Below are 17,165 nucleotides of genomic sequence, written 5' to 3' on the forward strand. Positions count from 1 at the left end.
ATCCTCCCTTATGATTCGTTCGTCACACGGACACCCTGAACATAGATATTCACAGAATCAACTGTGATGCCCAACGTTTTTTCTAATGTATACTTCACGCGCTCTTGTACGTTATGAGCCACTTCGGAAATCTTGGTACCAAAACCAACAATAATATACATATCAATATTTAAACCCTCATCCTCTTGACGAACAATAACACCTTTCGTATAGTTTTCACGACGTAAAATATCAGTCAAGCCATCACGGATTTGATGTTGACTCGCCATCCCAACAATGCCGAAATTCTCCTCTGCCGCACCCCCAGCAAGCGTTGCGATCACGTCTGTTGTGATATCAATTTTGCCAAGTTTTGTTTCCATTTCAATTGTCATCTTTATAGTTCCTCCTTATTATTAAGTAGGTTTTGTGGAAGAAGCCGATTTCTTGCCTGCGCTTCCTGCTATCTTTACTTAAAAAATCACACTAACATTTCTGTTCCTTTCTATTCTACTATAATTAAAGGGGGTTGGGAAGGAGTTTGTTGTTGTGACTCTTATGAAGCGTCTTTTGCTGAATTAGAGTCTCAATATGAGTGTGAGTACAGCGAGCATTCGTTCCATGCCCCTTGCGGAATTAGATTGTCAATATGCATGTGAGCGTAGCGAGCAGGTAATCCATCCGTGGCTCTTAGATGCTGAACTATGATGCTTGCTTAATTAGTATATGAGCTGGAAACTTGGATGAATGAGAATGTAGTGAGCATTCGTTCCTTGTGCTTGGCTAAGAGCATTGCTTTCACTTGAAAAACTTTTCGCCCTGATTTATGCGTGATGCCCAAAACAGCAAGGGCTACTTTCGGCATAGCGTAAGTCATATTCAGCGTTCGTTTGTAGGGTTCTTCACGATTTGTCTAGCTTCAACAGCCAGATCCTCGAAATTTTCGTGGCCTACGCAAAAACCAAGTGCGGGTTTTCACTGCGCCCCCTATGTTGTGGCTCTTATGAGGCATCACTTGCCGATTTAGAGCCTCAATACGAGTATGAGCAAAGCGAGCATTCGTTCCATGTTCTCCACCATCACGTTTTGCACCTTCGGATTCAGCTCCAGAAGCCACATCCTAGAAAACCAAAGGCTACTCTTAACTTAGCATAAATCATGTTCTGCGTTCGTTTGGTGATTGCTTCACGCTCTGTCTAGCTTCAACAGCCAGATCCTCGAAAACTTCACGCCCTCCACAAAAATCAAGGGCGGATTTTTATTGCGGCCGCTCCAGTTTTTTTCGGATCTAACGGGCTGTTTCCGCTTTTCATGGGCTAGCTTCAACAGCCAGCTTCTCGGAAATTTCGTGGCCTCCGTAAAAATCAAAAGAGGATTTTCACTGCGCCCCCTAACAATTTCTGTCGAAGCTAACGGGCTGTTTCCGCTTTTCATGGTGTCAAGTAAAAATTCTTTGCAGGTTTTTCGCTTAAGAGGTTGCAATTGAAGTCTGTTTATGATAAATTATTGTAGTATATGAAAAACAAAAAGCTATTTTTATGCGATAGATGGGTAACTAGCAGCTTTTTTGAAGTAGCTCTGTAAGGAGGGAAATAACGATGGCAAAAGTATGCGTAATCACAGGTCGTAAAACTCGTTCTGGTAACAAACGTTCCCACGCGATGAACGCAAGCAAACGTACTTGGAAAGCAAACTTACAAAAAGTTCGTATCTTAGTAAACGGCAAACCTAAAAAAGTTTGGGTTTCAGCTCGTGCGCTTAAATCCGGTAAAGTTGAACGTGTTTAATAAGAAAATGGATGCAGGTCTTCGGACGCTGCATTTTTTCTTTGTCTAAAAACCGTTCTTGTGAAACGTCCCTAGTCACTTCATTTGCAGTCTTATTCTTACGAAGCTTGAAGCCTAAGTTATCACATCATCCCAGCCCGAACAAAAAAATAGCAGACAAGAACACAATCGTGATCTCACCCACTATTCAACATACTTCTATATCCGCATAAAATTAGCACCACGTTCAAAAATTCGAATATCCTCGCCAGTCCCTTTACCAATCTTATTGTAAATCTCTTTTTCAGTCAGGTCTGTTCCTTTCGTATTCCAAGGAGTAAGCGCCAGCAATTGCCATGCACCATCCACTTTTTGAAGCGTCAATTCTAGTTTTTCCGGCTTTTCTTTATCCATGAATGTGAACAAATAATAAATCTTATCTTTTTGGTAATAGGCGCCATATAAGTAATCTTTGCCCTCAATTATTTCTTTATACGTGCTATTATATGTCGGCAAGTCGAATAATGCATTCCCCACCGTATTTTTCTGGACACTCGTTGCATCTTTAGCAAAAATAGCTTCAATTGTCTGTGTTGCGAGCTTGTCCGCCGCTTCATCCGGACTCGAACTCTTGTTGTCGTTTAAGCCATTGGGAGCTGTCGAACAAGCGGAGAGTGCGAGAAATAAACATACTAATAGCAAGATTTGAAAGCTTTTCTTCATCAGCGTTCGCCTTTTTCTAGTTTATCTACGTTAGAAACGATGACGCCACCAATAAGAATCGCGATTCCAGGGAATGGATTCACAAAAATAGCACATGCGATTCCCGTGATTGTTAACGTTAAGCCAGCTTTGTAATAGCTTTTTTTGATTAGGAAAATCAGTCCAACAACCGCAATAATCATGAAAAAAATCCCAATGTAAGTCATGCTCATCAAGGCATTATATAACGGATTGGTGCTGCTTTTTCCGAGATTAATAAAGGTAGAAATTTGTACGAGAACGCTTAAAATCAATCCGATAATCGTCACAATCAGGGCTATTTTCGATCTTTTTGCGATTAAAGCTGTATTATCTTTCATTGCAATACTCCCTCTAGTCATTACTTTGGATAAATAAAATTAAACCTGTTTGGAATGAAAACGTGCCTTGTTCGTCCAGAAATTCGTTGCTGGAAAGTGCGGCTCCAAATGGGTAGTCGGCTTCGGTTAATGGGTATTTGAATCCTTTTAATGTCAGTTTTGTCACGTCTGCCATCGTTATGAAGGCGGCGTATTTTTTGTCCGGAATTCGAGAAACTGTATATTCGCCTGGCATGTACATTTTGATATAGTTATAGCGATCGATTAGCTCGATTTTAGAGATAACATCCAGATAACGTGGTTGCATGAGCATCATAATGTTCGCAAGTAGGTGATCCAGACGACCACCCGTCGCGCCAAAAATTCGAATGAGGTCTGGTTGTTGAGCGAGCGCCCACTGAAGGCCTATTTCGGTGTCTGTTTCGTCTTTTTCGGCTGGGAATTCGGTTACTTCGGTTAGTGTTTTTAAGTGCGCTAGTTCTGGTTTGGAAAGGGAATCGAAGTCTCCCATCGCGATGATAGGTGTGATACCGCGATTGGTAAGGCGAATGGCACCGCGGTCAACGCCGATCCACGGGATTGTTTTGTCGTATTGTGATATATCAGGGAGTTCCGATTCTGGACCTCCGACCATGATATGTAAGGTTTTCATTGGATTTATCTCCCTCCTTGGTATGCATAGAGATGTTGTGGCTCTTATGAGGCATCATTCGCCGATTTAGAGCCTCAATACGAGTGTGAACAGAGTGAGCATTCGTTCCTTGTACTCCGTCATGACAGGCTCCACTACAAACTTTTCTACAGCTGAACGGCGGACTAATAGTAATTTGGTAGTTATTCATAGTCCAGCAATCTTGTTTGCTGGAACGCTTCGGGTTCTTGACGTATCATCGTTTCCAGATCTAGCTTTGTTGTGGTTCTTGAAAAGCGTTTTTTGCTTTTTTAGAACCTCAATATGCAGTTGAATGTAATGAAACTGCATTCCTTTTAGCCAGCCCCTCGAAATTTTCGTGGCCTCCGCAAAAGTCAAAAGAGGACTTTTACTGCGCCCCCCTATGTTGTGGCTCTTATGAGGCATCATTCGCCGATTTAGAGCCTCAATACGAGTGTGAACAGAGTGAGCATTCGTTCCTTGTACTTCGTCATGACAGGCTCCATTACAAATTTCTCTACAGCTGAACGGCGGACTAGTGATAATTTGGTGGTTATCGTAGTCCAGCAATCTTGTTTGCGGGAACGCTTCGGGTTTTTGACGTATCATCGTTTCCAGATCCAGCTTCAGAAGCCAGCCCCTCGAAATTTTCGTGGCCTCCGCAAAAGTCAAAAGAGGACTTTTACTGCGCCCCCTAACAAATTTTTTCGGGTCTAACGGGCTTCTTCAGCTTTTCGTTATTCCCCCACAATTTCCCGCAGCTTGTCCACGGCTTTCTCTCTGTTCTTATTTCCATAAATATACGATCCTGCGACAAAAACATCGGCGCCTGCTGCTACGCATAGTGGTGCAGTTTTATCGTCCACGCCGCCGTCTACTTCAATCTCAATGTCTAAGCCTTTTTCGTCAATCATTTGCTTCGCGGCTGTAATCTTTGGTAGCACTTCTTTAATAAAACTCTGGCCGCCAAATCCTGGATTAACCGTCATAAATAGTATTAAATCGACTTCTTCCAACACATGCTGAATCATCTCAATCGGTGTCGCCGGATTCAAAACAACGCCCGCTTTCACATCAAATGAACGAATTAACTGCAAAGTACGGTGTAAATGCGGGCATGCTTCTACGTGTACTGAGATGTAGTCCGCGCCAGCTTTTGCAAATTCCGGAATGTATAAATCGGGATTTTCAATCATCAAATGTACATCCAGTGGCAATTTTGTAACCGGTCGAATGGCTTTGACAACACTTGGTCCGAACGTGATATTTGGTACAAAATGACCATCCATCACATCAACGTGAATGTAGTCCGCACCGTATCCTTCCACTTCCTTAATATCTGCTGCTAAATTGGCAAAGTCTGCGCTGAGTATCGATGGAGCTATTTTTCCCATGTTAATACCTCTCTTTTTTGTTTTTGACTTCGGTTAAAATTTGAATGTAATGCTTGTACCGAAAAGCTGCAATTTCACCATTTTCAACTGCGGTTTTCACGGCGCATTTCGGCTCGTTTTCGTGAACGCAACCGCGGAACTTGCATTCGCCGCGACGCCGATCTATTTCTGGAAAGCAAAATTGGAGATTTTCAGTCGTTAATTCGTCCATTTCAATCGAGCTAAAACCTGGTGTATCCGCAATAAAACCGTCGCCGATTGTCATCAATTCCACATGACGTGTCGTATGTTTTCCGCGTCCTAACACGAACGAGATGACGCCTGTTTCAATATCTAAGTTCGGATTCAGTGCATTGAGTAACGTCGATTTCCCAACACCGGACTGGCCTGCAATCACGGCAATTTTCCCAGCGATAACGTCAAGAACAGCTTTTTTATCGATTTCGGTATTCGTCAGCAGCACTTGATATCCCGCTTCCTCATATATCGCTTGGTACTCGGCGATTTCGGCTTTTCGCGCGTCATCCGCCAAGTCCATTTTGCTGATACAAATAACGGGTTCCACGTCTTCCAACTCAATAGCTACCAAGAACCGGTCGGCTAAATTAGCGGAGAAATCCGGCTCCACTGCTGAAAAAACGAGCAATGCTAAATCGACATTCGCAATCGGTGGGCGTACTAGCGCATTTTTCCGAGGAAGTAGGTCTAGCACATACCCTTCTTTTAAATTATCTGCTTGAAAAACGACATGATCGCCGACGAGTGGTGTCAATCCACGTTTTCTAAAATTACCACGCGCGCGACATTGATAGGTTTTGCCCTCGCAATAAACGTAATAAAAACCGCTTAACGCCTTCATAATTTGTCCTTCCAGAAAAGTCACCTTCATTTCTTATGAATTTGGATAATCAATGGTTTCCTCTAAAATAACGGTATTATCGCGAACGACTTTGTAACCGCCTTGTGTGCCTTCTTCAATGTCAAAAGATAGCGTCTCGGTTGTGTCTTTCGTGATATCCATTTCTTTGTAGGCTTTCGTCATACTGTTATTCTTGTCTTGAATATAAATCTGAATATGCTGTGGTACGAGCGGATTCGCAGCTGGATCTTCCGGCTCATACTTGATATTAATGGTTCGTTTGACCGTTTTCACTTCTTTTTCTTTCGGACCTTTACTCATCACAACCGTCACTTTATCGCCTTTATTTAAAGACGCACCTGCTTCTGGTTTTTGCGAGATGACTTGGCCAGCGCCGACTGTATCGGAATATTCTTCACTGCCAACGGAAATAGTAATGTCGTTAGAGCTCGCATAATCGTCTAAGCCGACTTGGTTAAATCCAGATAAGTCTTTTAGCGTTAACGGTTGCGCGCCCTTACTCACCACGAATGAAATCTCTGTATCCGCAGCAACAACCTCGCTTCCTGATGTCGGATCTTGCGAAATAATCACGCCTGAATCGACGGAATCGCTATATTCCTCGGTGTAGCTTACTTTTTTGTAGCCTTGCTGCTCTAATACTTGTTTCACGGTATCGTATGTCTTGCCGGTGTAATCTTCTACCGTGATTTTTTTCGCGCCAATGCTCATGTATAGATTGACTGTTGAGCCTTTTTCTTCGCCTGTCCCAATTTCGGGATCGGTTTCAATGATTTTTCCTTCATCGACTTTATCGCTATTCTTCTCAAACGTTTCTCCGACGACAAAGCCCGCGTCTTGCAGTTTTTGCACGGCGGTTTCTTTCGTATCATTTGCCACGTTTGGAATCTTCACTGTGGCTGGGGGACGACCCATGAGCCAGAGGGCAACGATGATAATCGCGAATAAAAGAACGACGGCGGAAATAATCCAGATTTTCTTTTTGTTGCTCTTTTTCTTTTTCGGTGGTTCGGTAGGTTCTTCTGGTTTTTCAGCGGCGCTGACCACCGTATTATCGAGGTTTTGCATCGCGCTTTTCGTTGCGATAATCGGGATGGTTTTCGTTTCGCCATCGTCCATCGGGAATACGTATTTCGGTTCGTTGCGCCGCTCTGGGTCCAACGCCGTTTTTAAATCTGCTTTCATTTCTTCAGCCGTTTGATAGCGCAAAAATGGATCTTTGGCCGTCGCGCGAATAACGATATTTTCTAAACTTTGTGGAATATCTTGGTTTTGGTCGCGAATCGATGGGATGCTTGCTTGTAAATGCTTGATTGCGATGGAAACCGGCGATTCACCGTCATGCGGGACTTTCCCGACAAGCAATTCGTAGAGGACGATTCCGAGTGAGTAAATGTCTGATTTTTGTGTTGCCATGCCGCCTCGGGCTTGTTCTGGTGACAAATAATGCACCGAGCCGAGTAGCGAATTGGTTTGCGTAATCGATGTTTCAGAAAGGGCCATCGCGATACCGAAATCGGTAATTTTCACAGCGCCGTCATGGTCGATTAAAATATTTTGTGGCTTCAAGTCACGATGGACGATATGTGCACTGTGGGCTACCGCAACGGCTGAAACGATTTGGAGCATGATATCCACAGCTTTTTCGAATGGAATTGGATGGTTTTCATGAATGTACTGCTTTAAATCCATTCCTTCTACGTATTCCATTACGATGTAGTGAAGGTCGTTCTCCTCGCCTACATCGTAAATGCTAACAATGTTTGGATGCACCAGGCTTGTCGCTGATTGTGCTTCTCGCTGAAAACGGCGTATCAAGTTGCTTTCATCTGCTAAATCAATGCGCAATACTTTGACAGCCACATTGCGATCAAGAATCATGTCATGTGCAAGAAAAACATTGGCCATTCCGCCGCCACCGATTGCGCTGACAACTTTGTAACGGTCATTAATTCGCTTGCCGATCATCATGATACATCCCTACCTTTCTCCCTTAAATTCCGCTCCAAAAGCAACACCGTGATGTTGTCCTCTCCACCGTTTGCGTTCGCTTTCGTGATAAAAATGTCCGCTTTTTCTGCGAGCGTTCGTTTGCTTGTGAGAACCGCTTCGATTTCTTGCTCCGTCAGCATATTCGATAAACCATCCGAGCAAAGCAACAGCTGATCCTTCGCTTGAAATGGCAAAATAAAGACATCCGTCTCTACGTTTCCTTCAATGCCTAGCGCGCGTAATAAAATATTTTTGCGTGGATGATTCTCCGCGTCTTCTTTCGTAATCTCGCCTTTACGAAGCAGTTCATTGACGAGCGAATGGTCTTCGGTAAGCTGTTCTAGCACACCATTTTTCATAATGTAACCACGACTATCGCCAACGTTTGCCACGATGATTTGACTATTTGAAAAAACGGCCGCAACAAGTGTTGTTCCCATGCCTTGAAGGGTTGGATCTTGTTTTGCGTGCGCCAAAATTTGCTCGTTCACGGCTTGAATAGCTTCGCGGAACCATGCGTCGATTTCTGCCGCAGACTTCATATCAGCAACATTTTGCCACTTTTCGCTGAGTAAACGAACCGCCATTTCACTAGCAACGTCGCCAGCTCGGTGACCACCCATTCCATCTGCAACGATGACCAGCGGATTTCCGAGTTGATTTTCGAAAATGCCACCGTTATCTTCATTATGATTTCTGATTCTGCCTCGATCTGTTCTAAATTCTGCATGCATATTGCTTACACCTCACACTGCTGGGAAAATTTCAACCATTAAAACCTGTCTTTCCCTTGCTTATTTGTTGGTTATTTTGCGGAATGCGGCGATGAAGAAACCGTCACTTCCTATATCTGTCGGCACTAATTCGAGGTAATCTCCTTGTACGAAAGGACTCATTTTTTCAGGAACCTGTACTTGTTCTAATTGGAATTCCGGGTGATTTTCAAGAAAATTCTCCACAACACCACGGTTTTCCGTTTGGTCAATGGTACACGTACTGTATATTAATATACCATTTTCTTTAAGCAATGCGCCAACCTCAGCTAAAATTGCCTGCTGAATCCGCGCCAAATTCTCGATATCAGACTCCGTTTTACTATATTTAATGTCTGGTTTACGACGCAACACGCCAAATCCGGAACAAGGAGCATCCACCAAAACACGATCAAAGCTTTCTGGTGCAAAAAGTTCACTCGCTTTTCTGGCGTCAAGCACTTCCGTCGTGATGTTCGTCAAATCGAGGCGTTTCGCGGCTTTATTCACTAGTTTCGTTTTATGCGGATGAATATCAAGCGCGACGATTTCGCCGGTATTATGCATTTTTTCAGCGATATGCGTTGTTTTTCCACCTGGCGCCGAACATGCATCGAGCACATGTAAGCCGTCTTCTAGTTGCAAGGCATGCGCGACAAGCATCGAACTCTCATCTTGAATCGTGCAACGACCGTTATGGTAGGCTTGCGTTTCAGCAATCGAGCCGCGTTCCATCATTAAAGCCTCTGGAATATAGGCGTTTTGCTCCGTTTCGATCCCTTGCGCAGAAAGCTCGGCTTGAAGTTCCGCAACCGTCACTTTATTTTCATTAACACGAATGCTTTGCGACGGCGCCTCTAAAAAGGACAACCCAATTTCGCGTGTCTTTTCAGCGCCAAATTGCGCGATCCAACGCTTCACGAGCCATGTCGGCAAACTAGATTCCACAGAGATTTGCGTTGTTTCATCCTGAATGTCCTCGATTTTTGGCACACCTTTACGAATCACATTCCGCAACACGCCATTCACGAATTTCGTCACGCCATCATGCCCACGTTCACGCGCAATTTCGCCGGCTTCATGTAGAATCGCATGCTCTGGCACTTTATCGAGGAACTCCAATTGGTACACCGATAACCGCAACAAATTCAAAACCCAATTTTCAGGTGCTTGTCGCAAAAATGGCGCTAAGTAAAAGTCTAGCGTGATTCGGCGTTGTGTCGTTCCGTAAACGAGCTCGGTTAAAAGTCCGCGGTCCATTGGATTTAAATCGCTATTTTTGAGCGCGTCGTTGATTAGTAAATGACTAAACGACTGGTTATTTTCGATTTTCTCGATTAAGTCCAACGCTATTTCGCGGACTGTTTCTGGTTTTTTCATATCTCACCGAACCTTGTTTCTAGATTTAGATGTTGCCCGGCTCCCGCCATATAGTCAGCAACAGCCATTTTTTGCTTGCCTGCTGGTTGTACGATTTCCGGCACGATGACCGTTTTGTCACCCGTCGCAATCGCAAAATCGTGTTTTGTCGTCCAGACAATTTGTCCAGCTGGGACTTCTTTATTCGTCTTTTCGATGCGCGCCTGCCAAATTTTAAAAGCATTCCCAGCAAGCGTCGTATAAGCAACCGGCCACGGCGAAAGTCCGCGAATCTGGTTAAAAATCGCTCGACCATCACGCGTCCAGTCGATTTTTTCCTGCTCCCGCTTAATATTCGGCGCAAACGTCACACGGCTCGCGTCCTGCGGTTCGGGCGTCAATTTTCCAGCTAGAAGGTCTGGCAAAGTGTCCATCAAAAGCGACGCACCAACCTCGCTCAGCTTCTCAAACATCGTCCCCACATTATCCGCATCCGTAATCGGAATACTGCGGCGCGCCAACATATCGCCAGCGTCCAACTTCTCGACCATGTACATAATCGTCACGCCCGTCTCCGTTTTCCCATCCAAAATCGCATAATGCACCGGCGCACCGCCACGATACTCCGGCAAAAGCGACGCATGCACGTTGATACACCCATGTTTCGGCGCCTCGAGCAACGCATTCGGCAAAATCTGTCCGTATGCCGCCGTCACAATCAAATCCGCGCCAAGTCCGATTAATTCGTCCAATTCCGGCGAACTCCGCAACTTCTCCGGCTGATAAACCGGAATTCCCCGTGCAACCGCAGCTTCCTTCACTGGTGGCGGCGTCAACACACGCTTACGTCCCACCGCACGATCCGGCTGCGTCACAACCGCAATCACCTCATATTTATCCGCGACTTGCTCTAAAACAGGCACCGAAAAAGCCGGCGTCCCCATAAAAATTATCTTCGTCATCCTCATTCTCCTTTACATCATCACAAACGGCTGCACGTCCATCGTAATCGTCAGCCCTTTCACTTGCTCTTTTTGGTAATGCAACAAAATATTTTTCAGTTCGGCCTTCAGTTCCGGCTCCACTTTATATTTAATAATGCACTGATAGCGATATTTATTCTTAATCCGCGCAATCGAACTAGGCACCGGTCCCAGAATAATCGCATCTGGCCCCAACTTCCCTTGCAAAAATTGCGTAATCTCCTGAATCGTCCGAACCGCCTTCATCTCATCCTCGTCGCTCACATTAATCAGCGTCAAATAATAAAACGGCGGATACGAACCAATTTTGCGAACCCGCATCTCGTGGTTGTAAAAACCAATATAATCATGCGTCTTCGCGAACTGGATACTATAATGCTCCGGGTTGTAACTCTGCACAATAACCTCGCCCGTCAACTGATGCCGTCCCGCGCGACCACTCACTTGCGTCAACAACTGGAACGTTTTCTCCGACGCCCGAAAATCCGGCAAATTCAGCATCGTATCCGCATTCAACACCCCTACAAGCGTAATATCCGGAAAATCCAGCCCCTTCGCAATCATCTGCGTACCTAAGAGCACATCCGCTTCCTTATCCCGAAACTGGTTCAGCAGCTTCTCATGCGAACCCTTCTTCGTCGTCGTATCCACATCCATCCGAATCACACGCGCCTCCGGAATCAATTTCGCCAAGCTCTCCTGCACCTTCTGCGTCCCTGTCCCAAAGTACCGAATCTGCTCACTTTCACAGCTTGGACAATGGTTTGGCACGCCTTCCTGATACCCACAATAATGACATTTCATCTGATTATGCGCCTGATGATACGTCAGCGAAATACTGCAATTCGGACATTCCACGACATAGCCACAATCCCGGCACATCACAAACGACGAGTACCCGCGCCGATTCAGAAGCAGCACAACCTGTTCCTTTTTCGCCAGCCGATCCTTGATTTTTTCCAACAACACTTGCGAAAATTCCGTCCGATTCTCGTTGCGCAATTCCTCACTCATGTCGACCACTTCGACCTCCGGAAGCGCCGTATCATTCACACGCGTAGGCAATTCAAGCAACGTATACCGCTTTTTCCCAGCCCGCGCAAACGACTCCAAAGAAGGCGTCGCACTACCGAGCACAACTGGGCAACCATACCGCTTCGCCCGCTCAATCGCCACGTCCCGCGCATGATACCGCGGATTATCCTCCTGCTTATAACTCGTTTCATGTTCCTCATCAATAATAATAATACCGAGCTTCAAAAATGGTGCAAAAACCGCAGAACGCGCCCCAACAACGACCTTGGCTTTCCCCTGCTCAATTTTGCGCCATTCATCATATTTTTCACCCGCCGAAAGCGCGCTATGAAGTACCGCGACAAGCTTCCCAAAGCGGCGTTTAAAGCGCTCCACCATTTGCGGCGTCAACGCGATTTCCGGAACGAGCACAATCGCCTCTTTTCCAGCCGCGAGTACCGCCTCAATCGACTGCAAATAAATCTCCGTTTTCCCGCTCCCGGTCACGCCGTGCAACAAGAATGTCTCCTGTTCTCCTGCCGCGGCCGAAGCCACAATCGCATCCCGCGCCGCCTGCTGATCCGGCAATAATGGCAGCGGTGTACTCGCCTTGAAATCATGATGCTCATAAGGATCCCGCGACACATGCTGATCCACGATCTCAATCAAGCCAAGCGCCGCCACCTTCTGAATCGTCGCATCCGTCGTCTGAACCTTCTCCCGCAACGCTTTCACCGAAATATATTCCTCATCAAAAACCTGGAAAAATTGCAAAATCTTGCTTTGCGCTTTGGCCCCTTTCGAAAGCCCCGCCATCGCGTCCTCCAACTGCTGCACAGACGCAAGCGGTTTGACCACGCGCATCGTTTTTTTCGTCACCTTGTTTTTCACCTGATACACCAATTCGACGATGCCGTCCTTCATCCACTTTTGAAGCGTTGGCAAGGCTCCGAGCTGTTCCGCCCGTTTCCAATCCATCGTTTCATACTCTTCAAAAAGCCGCTGTGCCTCATCATTCGCAGTATCCAGCAAAACAAAATACTTCTCATATTTCGCCCGCAAAGCCGCCGGTAGCATCGCCTGATACGCCGTAATCCGATAAGCCAGCGTCTCCTGCGAAATCCAATCCCCAAGCTCCAAAAGCTCCTCATTTAGAACCGGCGCCAAATCCATCATTTCCCGAATCTCTTTTAATTTCGCGAACTCACTCGTGTCCGACGTACCAACAACAAACCCCTGCAACGCCCGGTTCCCAAACGGCACCGAAACACGCATCCCAGGTCGCACAATATCCTGCCAAGCCTCCGGAATGAGATAATCAAACGGGCGATCAACCTGCATCGCTGGCACATCCACAATCACTTGGGCTACTCTTGCCATCTTACTTTTCCTCCAACAAACGCGCAGCCTGTTCGATAATTTCGCGCGCTACCTCTTGTTTAGACAATAACGGGAAAACCTTCTCCGCATCTTCCTGCCCATAAAAAGTCACCTGATTCGTGTCCACGCCAAAACCAGCACCAATTTGCGCCACATTATTCGCCACAATCAAATCCGCATTTTTCGCATGCAGTTTTTTCAGCGCATTCTCCTTCACATTTTGCGTCTCCGCAGCAAAGCCAATCACGACCTGTTCCGCCTTCTTATTCTGACCAATTTCCGCCAAAATATCCTTCGTGCGCACCATCTCAATCGCGTAATCACCTGGCTGCTTCTTAATTTTATGCTCATGAATCACTTTTGGTGTATAGTCCGCGACCGCCGCGCTCATCACAAAAACGTCCGCCGAATCCTGATGCTTCATGACTTCCTCGTACATCTCCTGCGCTGTTTCAATATAAACCGCCTGAACACCGTGCGGCACCGCAAGTTTCGTAGACGACGTCACCAGCACGACTTCCGCGCCGTATCTAGCCGCCGTTTCCGCGACCGCAAAGCCCATTTTCCCCGTCGAATGATTCGTAAAATAACGCACCGGGTCCAATTTTTCCATCGTTGCCCCCGCCGTCACCACGACTTTCCGTCCAGCAAGCGTCGTATTCTTCTCCGCAAAAAAGCTCGTCAAATGACCCACGATCCGCTCCGGTTCCTCCAAACGGCCACGCCCAACGTACCCGCACGCAAGATATCCCTCGCTCGGCTCAATAAAACGAACACCGTCCGCGTAAAGCTGATTAATATTCCTAACCACGGCCGGATGCGCAATCATGTGCACATTCATCGCTGGCGCTACCCAAATCGGCGCCTCCGTAGCAAGCAGCGTCGTCGTCACCATATCATCCGCAATCCCGTTCGCCATCTTGCCAATCACGTTCGCCGTCGCCGGCGCCACAATCACAAGATCCGCCCAGTCCGCCAAGTCAATATGCGCCACAACACCAGAATCCTTCTCATCAAACGTATCCGTATACACATCATTGCGCGACAACACCTGAAACGAAAGCGTCGGCACAAACTCCTGCGCACTTTTCGTCATCATAACCTTCACATTCGCGCCCGCCTGCGTCAATTTACTCGTAAGCGCCACAGCTTTATAAACAGCGATTCCACCAGAAACCGCGAGTAAGATATTTTTTCCATCCAACATCTAGGTCACCTCTTTCACCTTCCCATCAATTATACCGTTTTAGCGCGGGAAAAAACAGTGCTGGAGGTTAGAAAGGTGAAGAAAAAGCTAGGAATCTCCTTTTGGGTGAGGAATCCTAGCTTTGATATTTTATATTATATACAATGCAGAGCCCCTATCTTTGAGTCTAGATATCAAACTTCTTTCGTAGCGACCGTTATTATCTTGTTGTATTTCTTCCGACGCGTTAATTTATCTGCGTTCTCATTAATAATTTTAAAGGTAAAACTCCTTTTCTATGTATATTTTTAATCTCTGTCTAGCATAAACTTTTACTAATTTCTACGGTAACATAATTATCCAAGGAAAACAATGGGTTCATAGATTATTTTAACATAATCGACTTTATACACAAAAAAACAGGATATCACGAATCCCCATTTTTCTGGGTAAGACGTACATCCTGCTTTAAACAAATCGAGCGAAAGCGTTTGTATTCAAGAGATTCCGTGGAAGCCAGAAGCGGAGCGTACTCGTGTACGTGAGAACCGGAAGTCCGCGGAATCTCTTGAATGCGAGCGCTTGTCGCCGATTTATCTGTCATATGATCCAGACCTTATTTCCAAAATACAGTCTCATCCGTACTCATCCGATACGAACCATACCCCAAGCCGCCTGCTTTCCCAATCGAAACAATCATCACCGGCACATAACGCTCTGTATCCATCCCAAACGCCTCGGCAACTTCCTTCCGCTCAAATCCACCAATCGGATTCGTATCATAACCATAAGCCCGCGCGACCAACATCAACTGCATCGCAACCAGACTACCGTCAATCAACGCCACACGTTCCAATTCCTCACGTGGCGAGTTCGCATAATAAGGTGTCAACGCAGCCATTTGCTTCTCTTTCACATCCGCCGGCATCAATCCTTGCTCCACCGCGCTACTAAAAATTTTCTCCCCATTCTCAAAACTATTCAAGTCACCAAAAATCACAATCATGGCCGACGATGAATCATTTTGCTGCGTATTAAATCGCACAAGCGGACGCAATTTCTCCTTACCTTCTGGACTCTCCACCACAACAAAACGCCACGGCTGCATGTTCACCGATGATGGCGCGCGCATCGCATCCGTCAAGATTTGCTCCATCTCTTCTCTACTAATTTTCACCGAGTCGTCATATGTACGAATCGAACGGCGGTTTTTGATAATATCTTCAAAGTCATTATTTTTATACATAATATTACTTCCTTTCTAATGTGCTGAGTACTTGAATGGTCGGCGGCGCACTCAACATGCTGCCAACACCGGCTTGGAACGCTTGAAAATGCTTGCTTTTATTATGAGCATCAATCGCAGCTAAATCTTCCCACTGCTCGATCATGTAAAACTCGGTCGTATTTTCAACGGCACACGTCAACTTGTAGCTAATGTTGCCCGACTCCGCGCGTGACGCCTCAACCAACGGCTCCACTTCTTTCAAAAAAGCAGCAACCTTATCTTCTTGGACTTCCAACTTCGCTTGAATAACTAGCATTTGTTCGCCCTTCTTCCTTCGATTATATTGTTCGATTTTTTTCGAACTACAATACTTTACCATAACATTTTTTGATAGGCAACTAATATGTAATGTGCTATGATACTTTTATGAAAAATAATAATCCAAATACAGATCAGTTGTTAGTTTTATTCCAAGCTTTAGGTGATCCGATTCGCCTCGATATTTTCCGCTGCTTACTTCAAAAAGGAGAACAGCGCGTGACGAGCGATACCTACGACGTTTCAAAATCCACGATGTCCCACCACATTAAACTGCTAAAGGAGGCCGGTTTAGTCGCCGTTCGAAAAGAAGGCACGACGCATATTTATTCACCCAACCAAGATTTACTCGAACAATATCCAGCCTTTTTCACCATCTTCCACAAAAAATAAGCGATATAACTCCGAATCCCGGAATTATATCGCTTGTTTTTTTCGATCAATCAGGCGTGTCTGTTAATGTCCAAGTCAGTGTTGTCACATATTTCGCATCTTTATCTTTCTTCGTCGCACCTGGAACTTTCAGCGTCACGCTCGCATTTTCAGCATCCGCATCGGCGCCGACCGTATTACCAAACGCGTTCGTCCAAACACCCATTCCAGAATCAACTGGTGCGTTCACAACATCTTGAATCGCGCTATTCCCGTTCAATACAACGTTCTGATTATTCATCGGTTTCGCCGCATTCGCCGAGTTCAATTCCGCATCTTTCAACGTCAATACTGCACCAGTCAACTCGCTCGATCCCGCTTTAAACTGATCATTACTCACTTGCAATTTCCAACCAGCGTTCGTTCCACGATTATCCGTCACTTGCGCAAAAGTCGGTACATATTTTGTGCTACCATCACTTTTCAAAACGACTTCATCATATTTGGCTTTATATGTTGTATCACTACCAGAAATTGTTTGCTCTCCAAAATGAATATTCGATACATAGTCTAAACGAAGCGCACCCGTTGTTGGTGTTGGCGCATCTGGATCTGTTGGCGTTACATCATCACCAGGATTTGTCGGATCGATTGGGTTTGTTGGTGTCGTGCCATCATCCTCTTTAAAAATAATATCACCTTTTGAAGTCGTCGAACCAACCTCCGCCGCGTGTGATGGTGCTGCATAAATCGCCAAACTACTTGCTGCCAAAATACCTACTAGTGCTACTTTACTTAATTTCATCATTTTATATTTCTCCTTCTTGT

General features: G+C 45.6%; 17 protein-coding genes. 2 read left to right on the forward strand and 15 right to left on the reverse strand.

Features of this window, described 5'->3' with window-relative positions; genetic code table 11:
* Nucleotides 1–8: 8 nt before the first annotated feature.
* On the reverse strand, nt 9–374 hold the full coding sequence (locus tag EP58_RS10935) for an Asp23/Gls24 family envelope stress response protein (protein ID WP_036093360.1): 366 nt from the start codon (nt 372–374) through the stop codon (nt 9–11).
* 1,203 nt (nt 375–1,577) lie between these two features.
* On the opposite strand from EP58_RS10935, the gene rpmB reads away from it, so the two are divergent.
* Nucleotides 1,578–1,766 (forward strand): 50S ribosomal protein L28, encoded by a 189-nt coding sequence (gene rpmB, locus EP58_RS10945; RefSeq protein WP_036060116.1) that lies wholly within the window; start codon nt 1,578–1,580, stop codon nt 1,764–1,766.
* Nucleotides 1,767–1,964: 198 nt separating this feature from the next.
* On the opposite strand, the gene EP58_RS10950 is transcribed toward rpmB, so the two are convergent.
* The 13 genes from EP58_RS10950 to EP58_RS11015 all read right to left on the reverse strand — a co-directional run bounded on the left by EP58_RS10950 (nt 1,965) and on the right by EP58_RS11015 (nt 15,963).
* On the reverse strand, nt 1,965–2,468 hold the full coding sequence (locus EP58_RS10950; protein ID WP_036093367.1) for a hypothetical protein: 504 nt from the start codon (nt 2,466–2,468) through the stop codon (nt 1,965–1,967).
* On the reverse strand, nt 2,468–2,827 hold the full coding sequence (locus EP58_RS10955) for a DUF1418 family protein (protein WP_036093369.1): 360 nt from the start codon (nt 2,825–2,827) through the stop codon (nt 2,468–2,470). Before EP58_RS10955 ends, EP58_RS10950 begins: the two co-directional genes overlap by 1 nt.
* A gap of 13 nt (nt 2,828–2,840) precedes the next feature.
* Nucleotides 2,841–3,479, reverse strand: coding sequence for a thiamine diphosphokinase (locus EP58_RS10960; protein ID WP_036093370.1), 639 nt, complete (start codon nt 3,477–3,479; stop codon nt 2,841–2,843).
* A gap of 737 nt (nt 3,480–4,216) precedes the next feature.
* The gene (gene rpe, locus EP58_RS10970; protein ID WP_036093373.1) at nt 4,217–4,873 is read right to left on the reverse strand and encodes a ribulose-phosphate 3-epimerase; all 657 of its coding nucleotides are present in this window, start codon (nt 4,871–4,873) and stop codon (nt 4,217–4,219) included.
* A gap of 1 nt (nt 4,874) precedes the next feature.
* Entirely contained in the window at nt 4,875–5,762 is an 888-nt protein-coding gene (rsgA, locus tag EP58_RS10975) for a ribosome small subunit-dependent GTPase A (protein WP_036093374.1), read from the reverse strand.
* 3 nt (nt 5,763–5,765) lie between these two features.
* Nucleotides 5,766–7,724, reverse strand: coding sequence for a Stk1 family PASTA domain-containing Ser/Thr kinase (gene pknB / locus EP58_RS10980; protein WP_036093376.1), 1,959 nt, complete (start codon nt 7,722–7,724; stop codon nt 5,766–5,768).
* Nucleotides 7,721–8,479: a Stp1/IreP family PP2C-type Ser/Thr phosphatase gene (locus tag EP58_RS10985; RefSeq protein ID WP_036093377.1), complete on the reverse strand. Its 759-nt coding sequence runs from the start codon at nt 8,477–8,479 to the stop codon at nt 7,721–7,723. The genes pknB and EP58_RS10985 overlap by 4 nt, the downstream gene beginning before the upstream one ends.
* A 60-nt stretch (nt 8,480–8,539) precedes the next feature.
* A complete protein-coding gene (rsmB, locus tag EP58_RS10990; RefSeq protein ID WP_036093379.1) occupies nt 8,540–9,877 on the reverse strand; it encodes a 16S rRNA (cytosine(967)-C(5))-methyltransferase RsmB in 1,338 nt (445 codons plus the stop codon).
* Nucleotides 9,874–10,818, reverse strand: a complete 945-nt coding sequence (gene fmt, locus EP58_RS10995) for a methionyl-tRNA formyltransferase (protein ID WP_036093381.1) — start codon at nt 10,816–10,818, stop codon at nt 9,874–9,876. Before fmt ends, rsmB begins: the two co-directional genes overlap by 4 nt.
* Nucleotides 10,819–10,830: 12 nt before the next feature.
* Nucleotides 10,831–13,233 carry a primosomal protein N' gene (gene priA, locus EP58_RS11000; RefSeq protein WP_036093384.1) on the reverse strand — a complete coding sequence of 801 codons (2,403 nt, stop codon included), beginning with the start codon at nt 13,231–13,233 and terminating at the stop codon, nt 10,831–10,833.
* A gap of 1 nt (nt 13,234) precedes the next feature.
* Complete coding sequence (gene coaBC / locus EP58_RS11005; RefSeq protein ID WP_077917912.1) at nt 13,235–14,437, reverse strand: bifunctional phosphopantothenoylcysteine decarboxylase/phosphopantothenate--cysteine ligase CoaBC; 1,203 nt, start codon at nt 14,435–14,437, stop codon at nt 13,235–13,237.
* A gap of 598 nt (nt 14,438–15,035) precedes the next feature.
* Entirely contained in the window at nt 15,036–15,668 is a 633-nt protein-coding gene (locus EP58_RS11010; protein WP_103035005.1) for a nitroreductase family protein, read from the reverse strand.
* 1 nt (nt 15,669) lies between these two features.
* Nucleotides 15,670–15,963 (reverse strand): putative quinol monooxygenase, encoded by a 294-nt coding sequence (locus EP58_RS11015; protein WP_036093391.1) that lies wholly within the window; start codon nt 15,961–15,963, stop codon nt 15,670–15,672.
* A 110-nt stretch (nt 15,964–16,073) separates the two neighbouring features.
* Between EP58_RS11015 and EP58_RS11020 the strand changes: the two genes are divergently transcribed.
* Nucleotides 16,074–16,358 carry an ArsR/SmtB family transcription factor gene (locus tag EP58_RS11020; protein WP_036093395.1) on the forward strand — a complete coding sequence of 95 codons (285 nt, stop codon included), beginning with the start codon at nt 16,074–16,076 and terminating at the stop codon, nt 16,356–16,358.
* A gap of 46 nt (nt 16,359–16,404) precedes the next feature.
* On the opposite strand, the gene EP58_RS11025 is transcribed toward EP58_RS11020, so the two are convergent.
* Entirely contained in the window at nt 16,405–17,145 is a 741-nt protein-coding gene (locus tag EP58_RS11025; protein ID WP_052164846.1) for a WxL domain-containing protein, read from the reverse strand.
* Between the last annotated feature and the right edge of the window lie 20 nt (nt 17,146–17,165).

This window comes from Paenilisteria newyorkensis (assembly GCF_000766145.1).
In the GTDB taxonomy this organism is placed as follows: domain Bacteria; phylum Bacillota; class Bacilli; order Lactobacillales; family Listeriaceae; genus Listeria_A; species Listeria_A newyorkensis.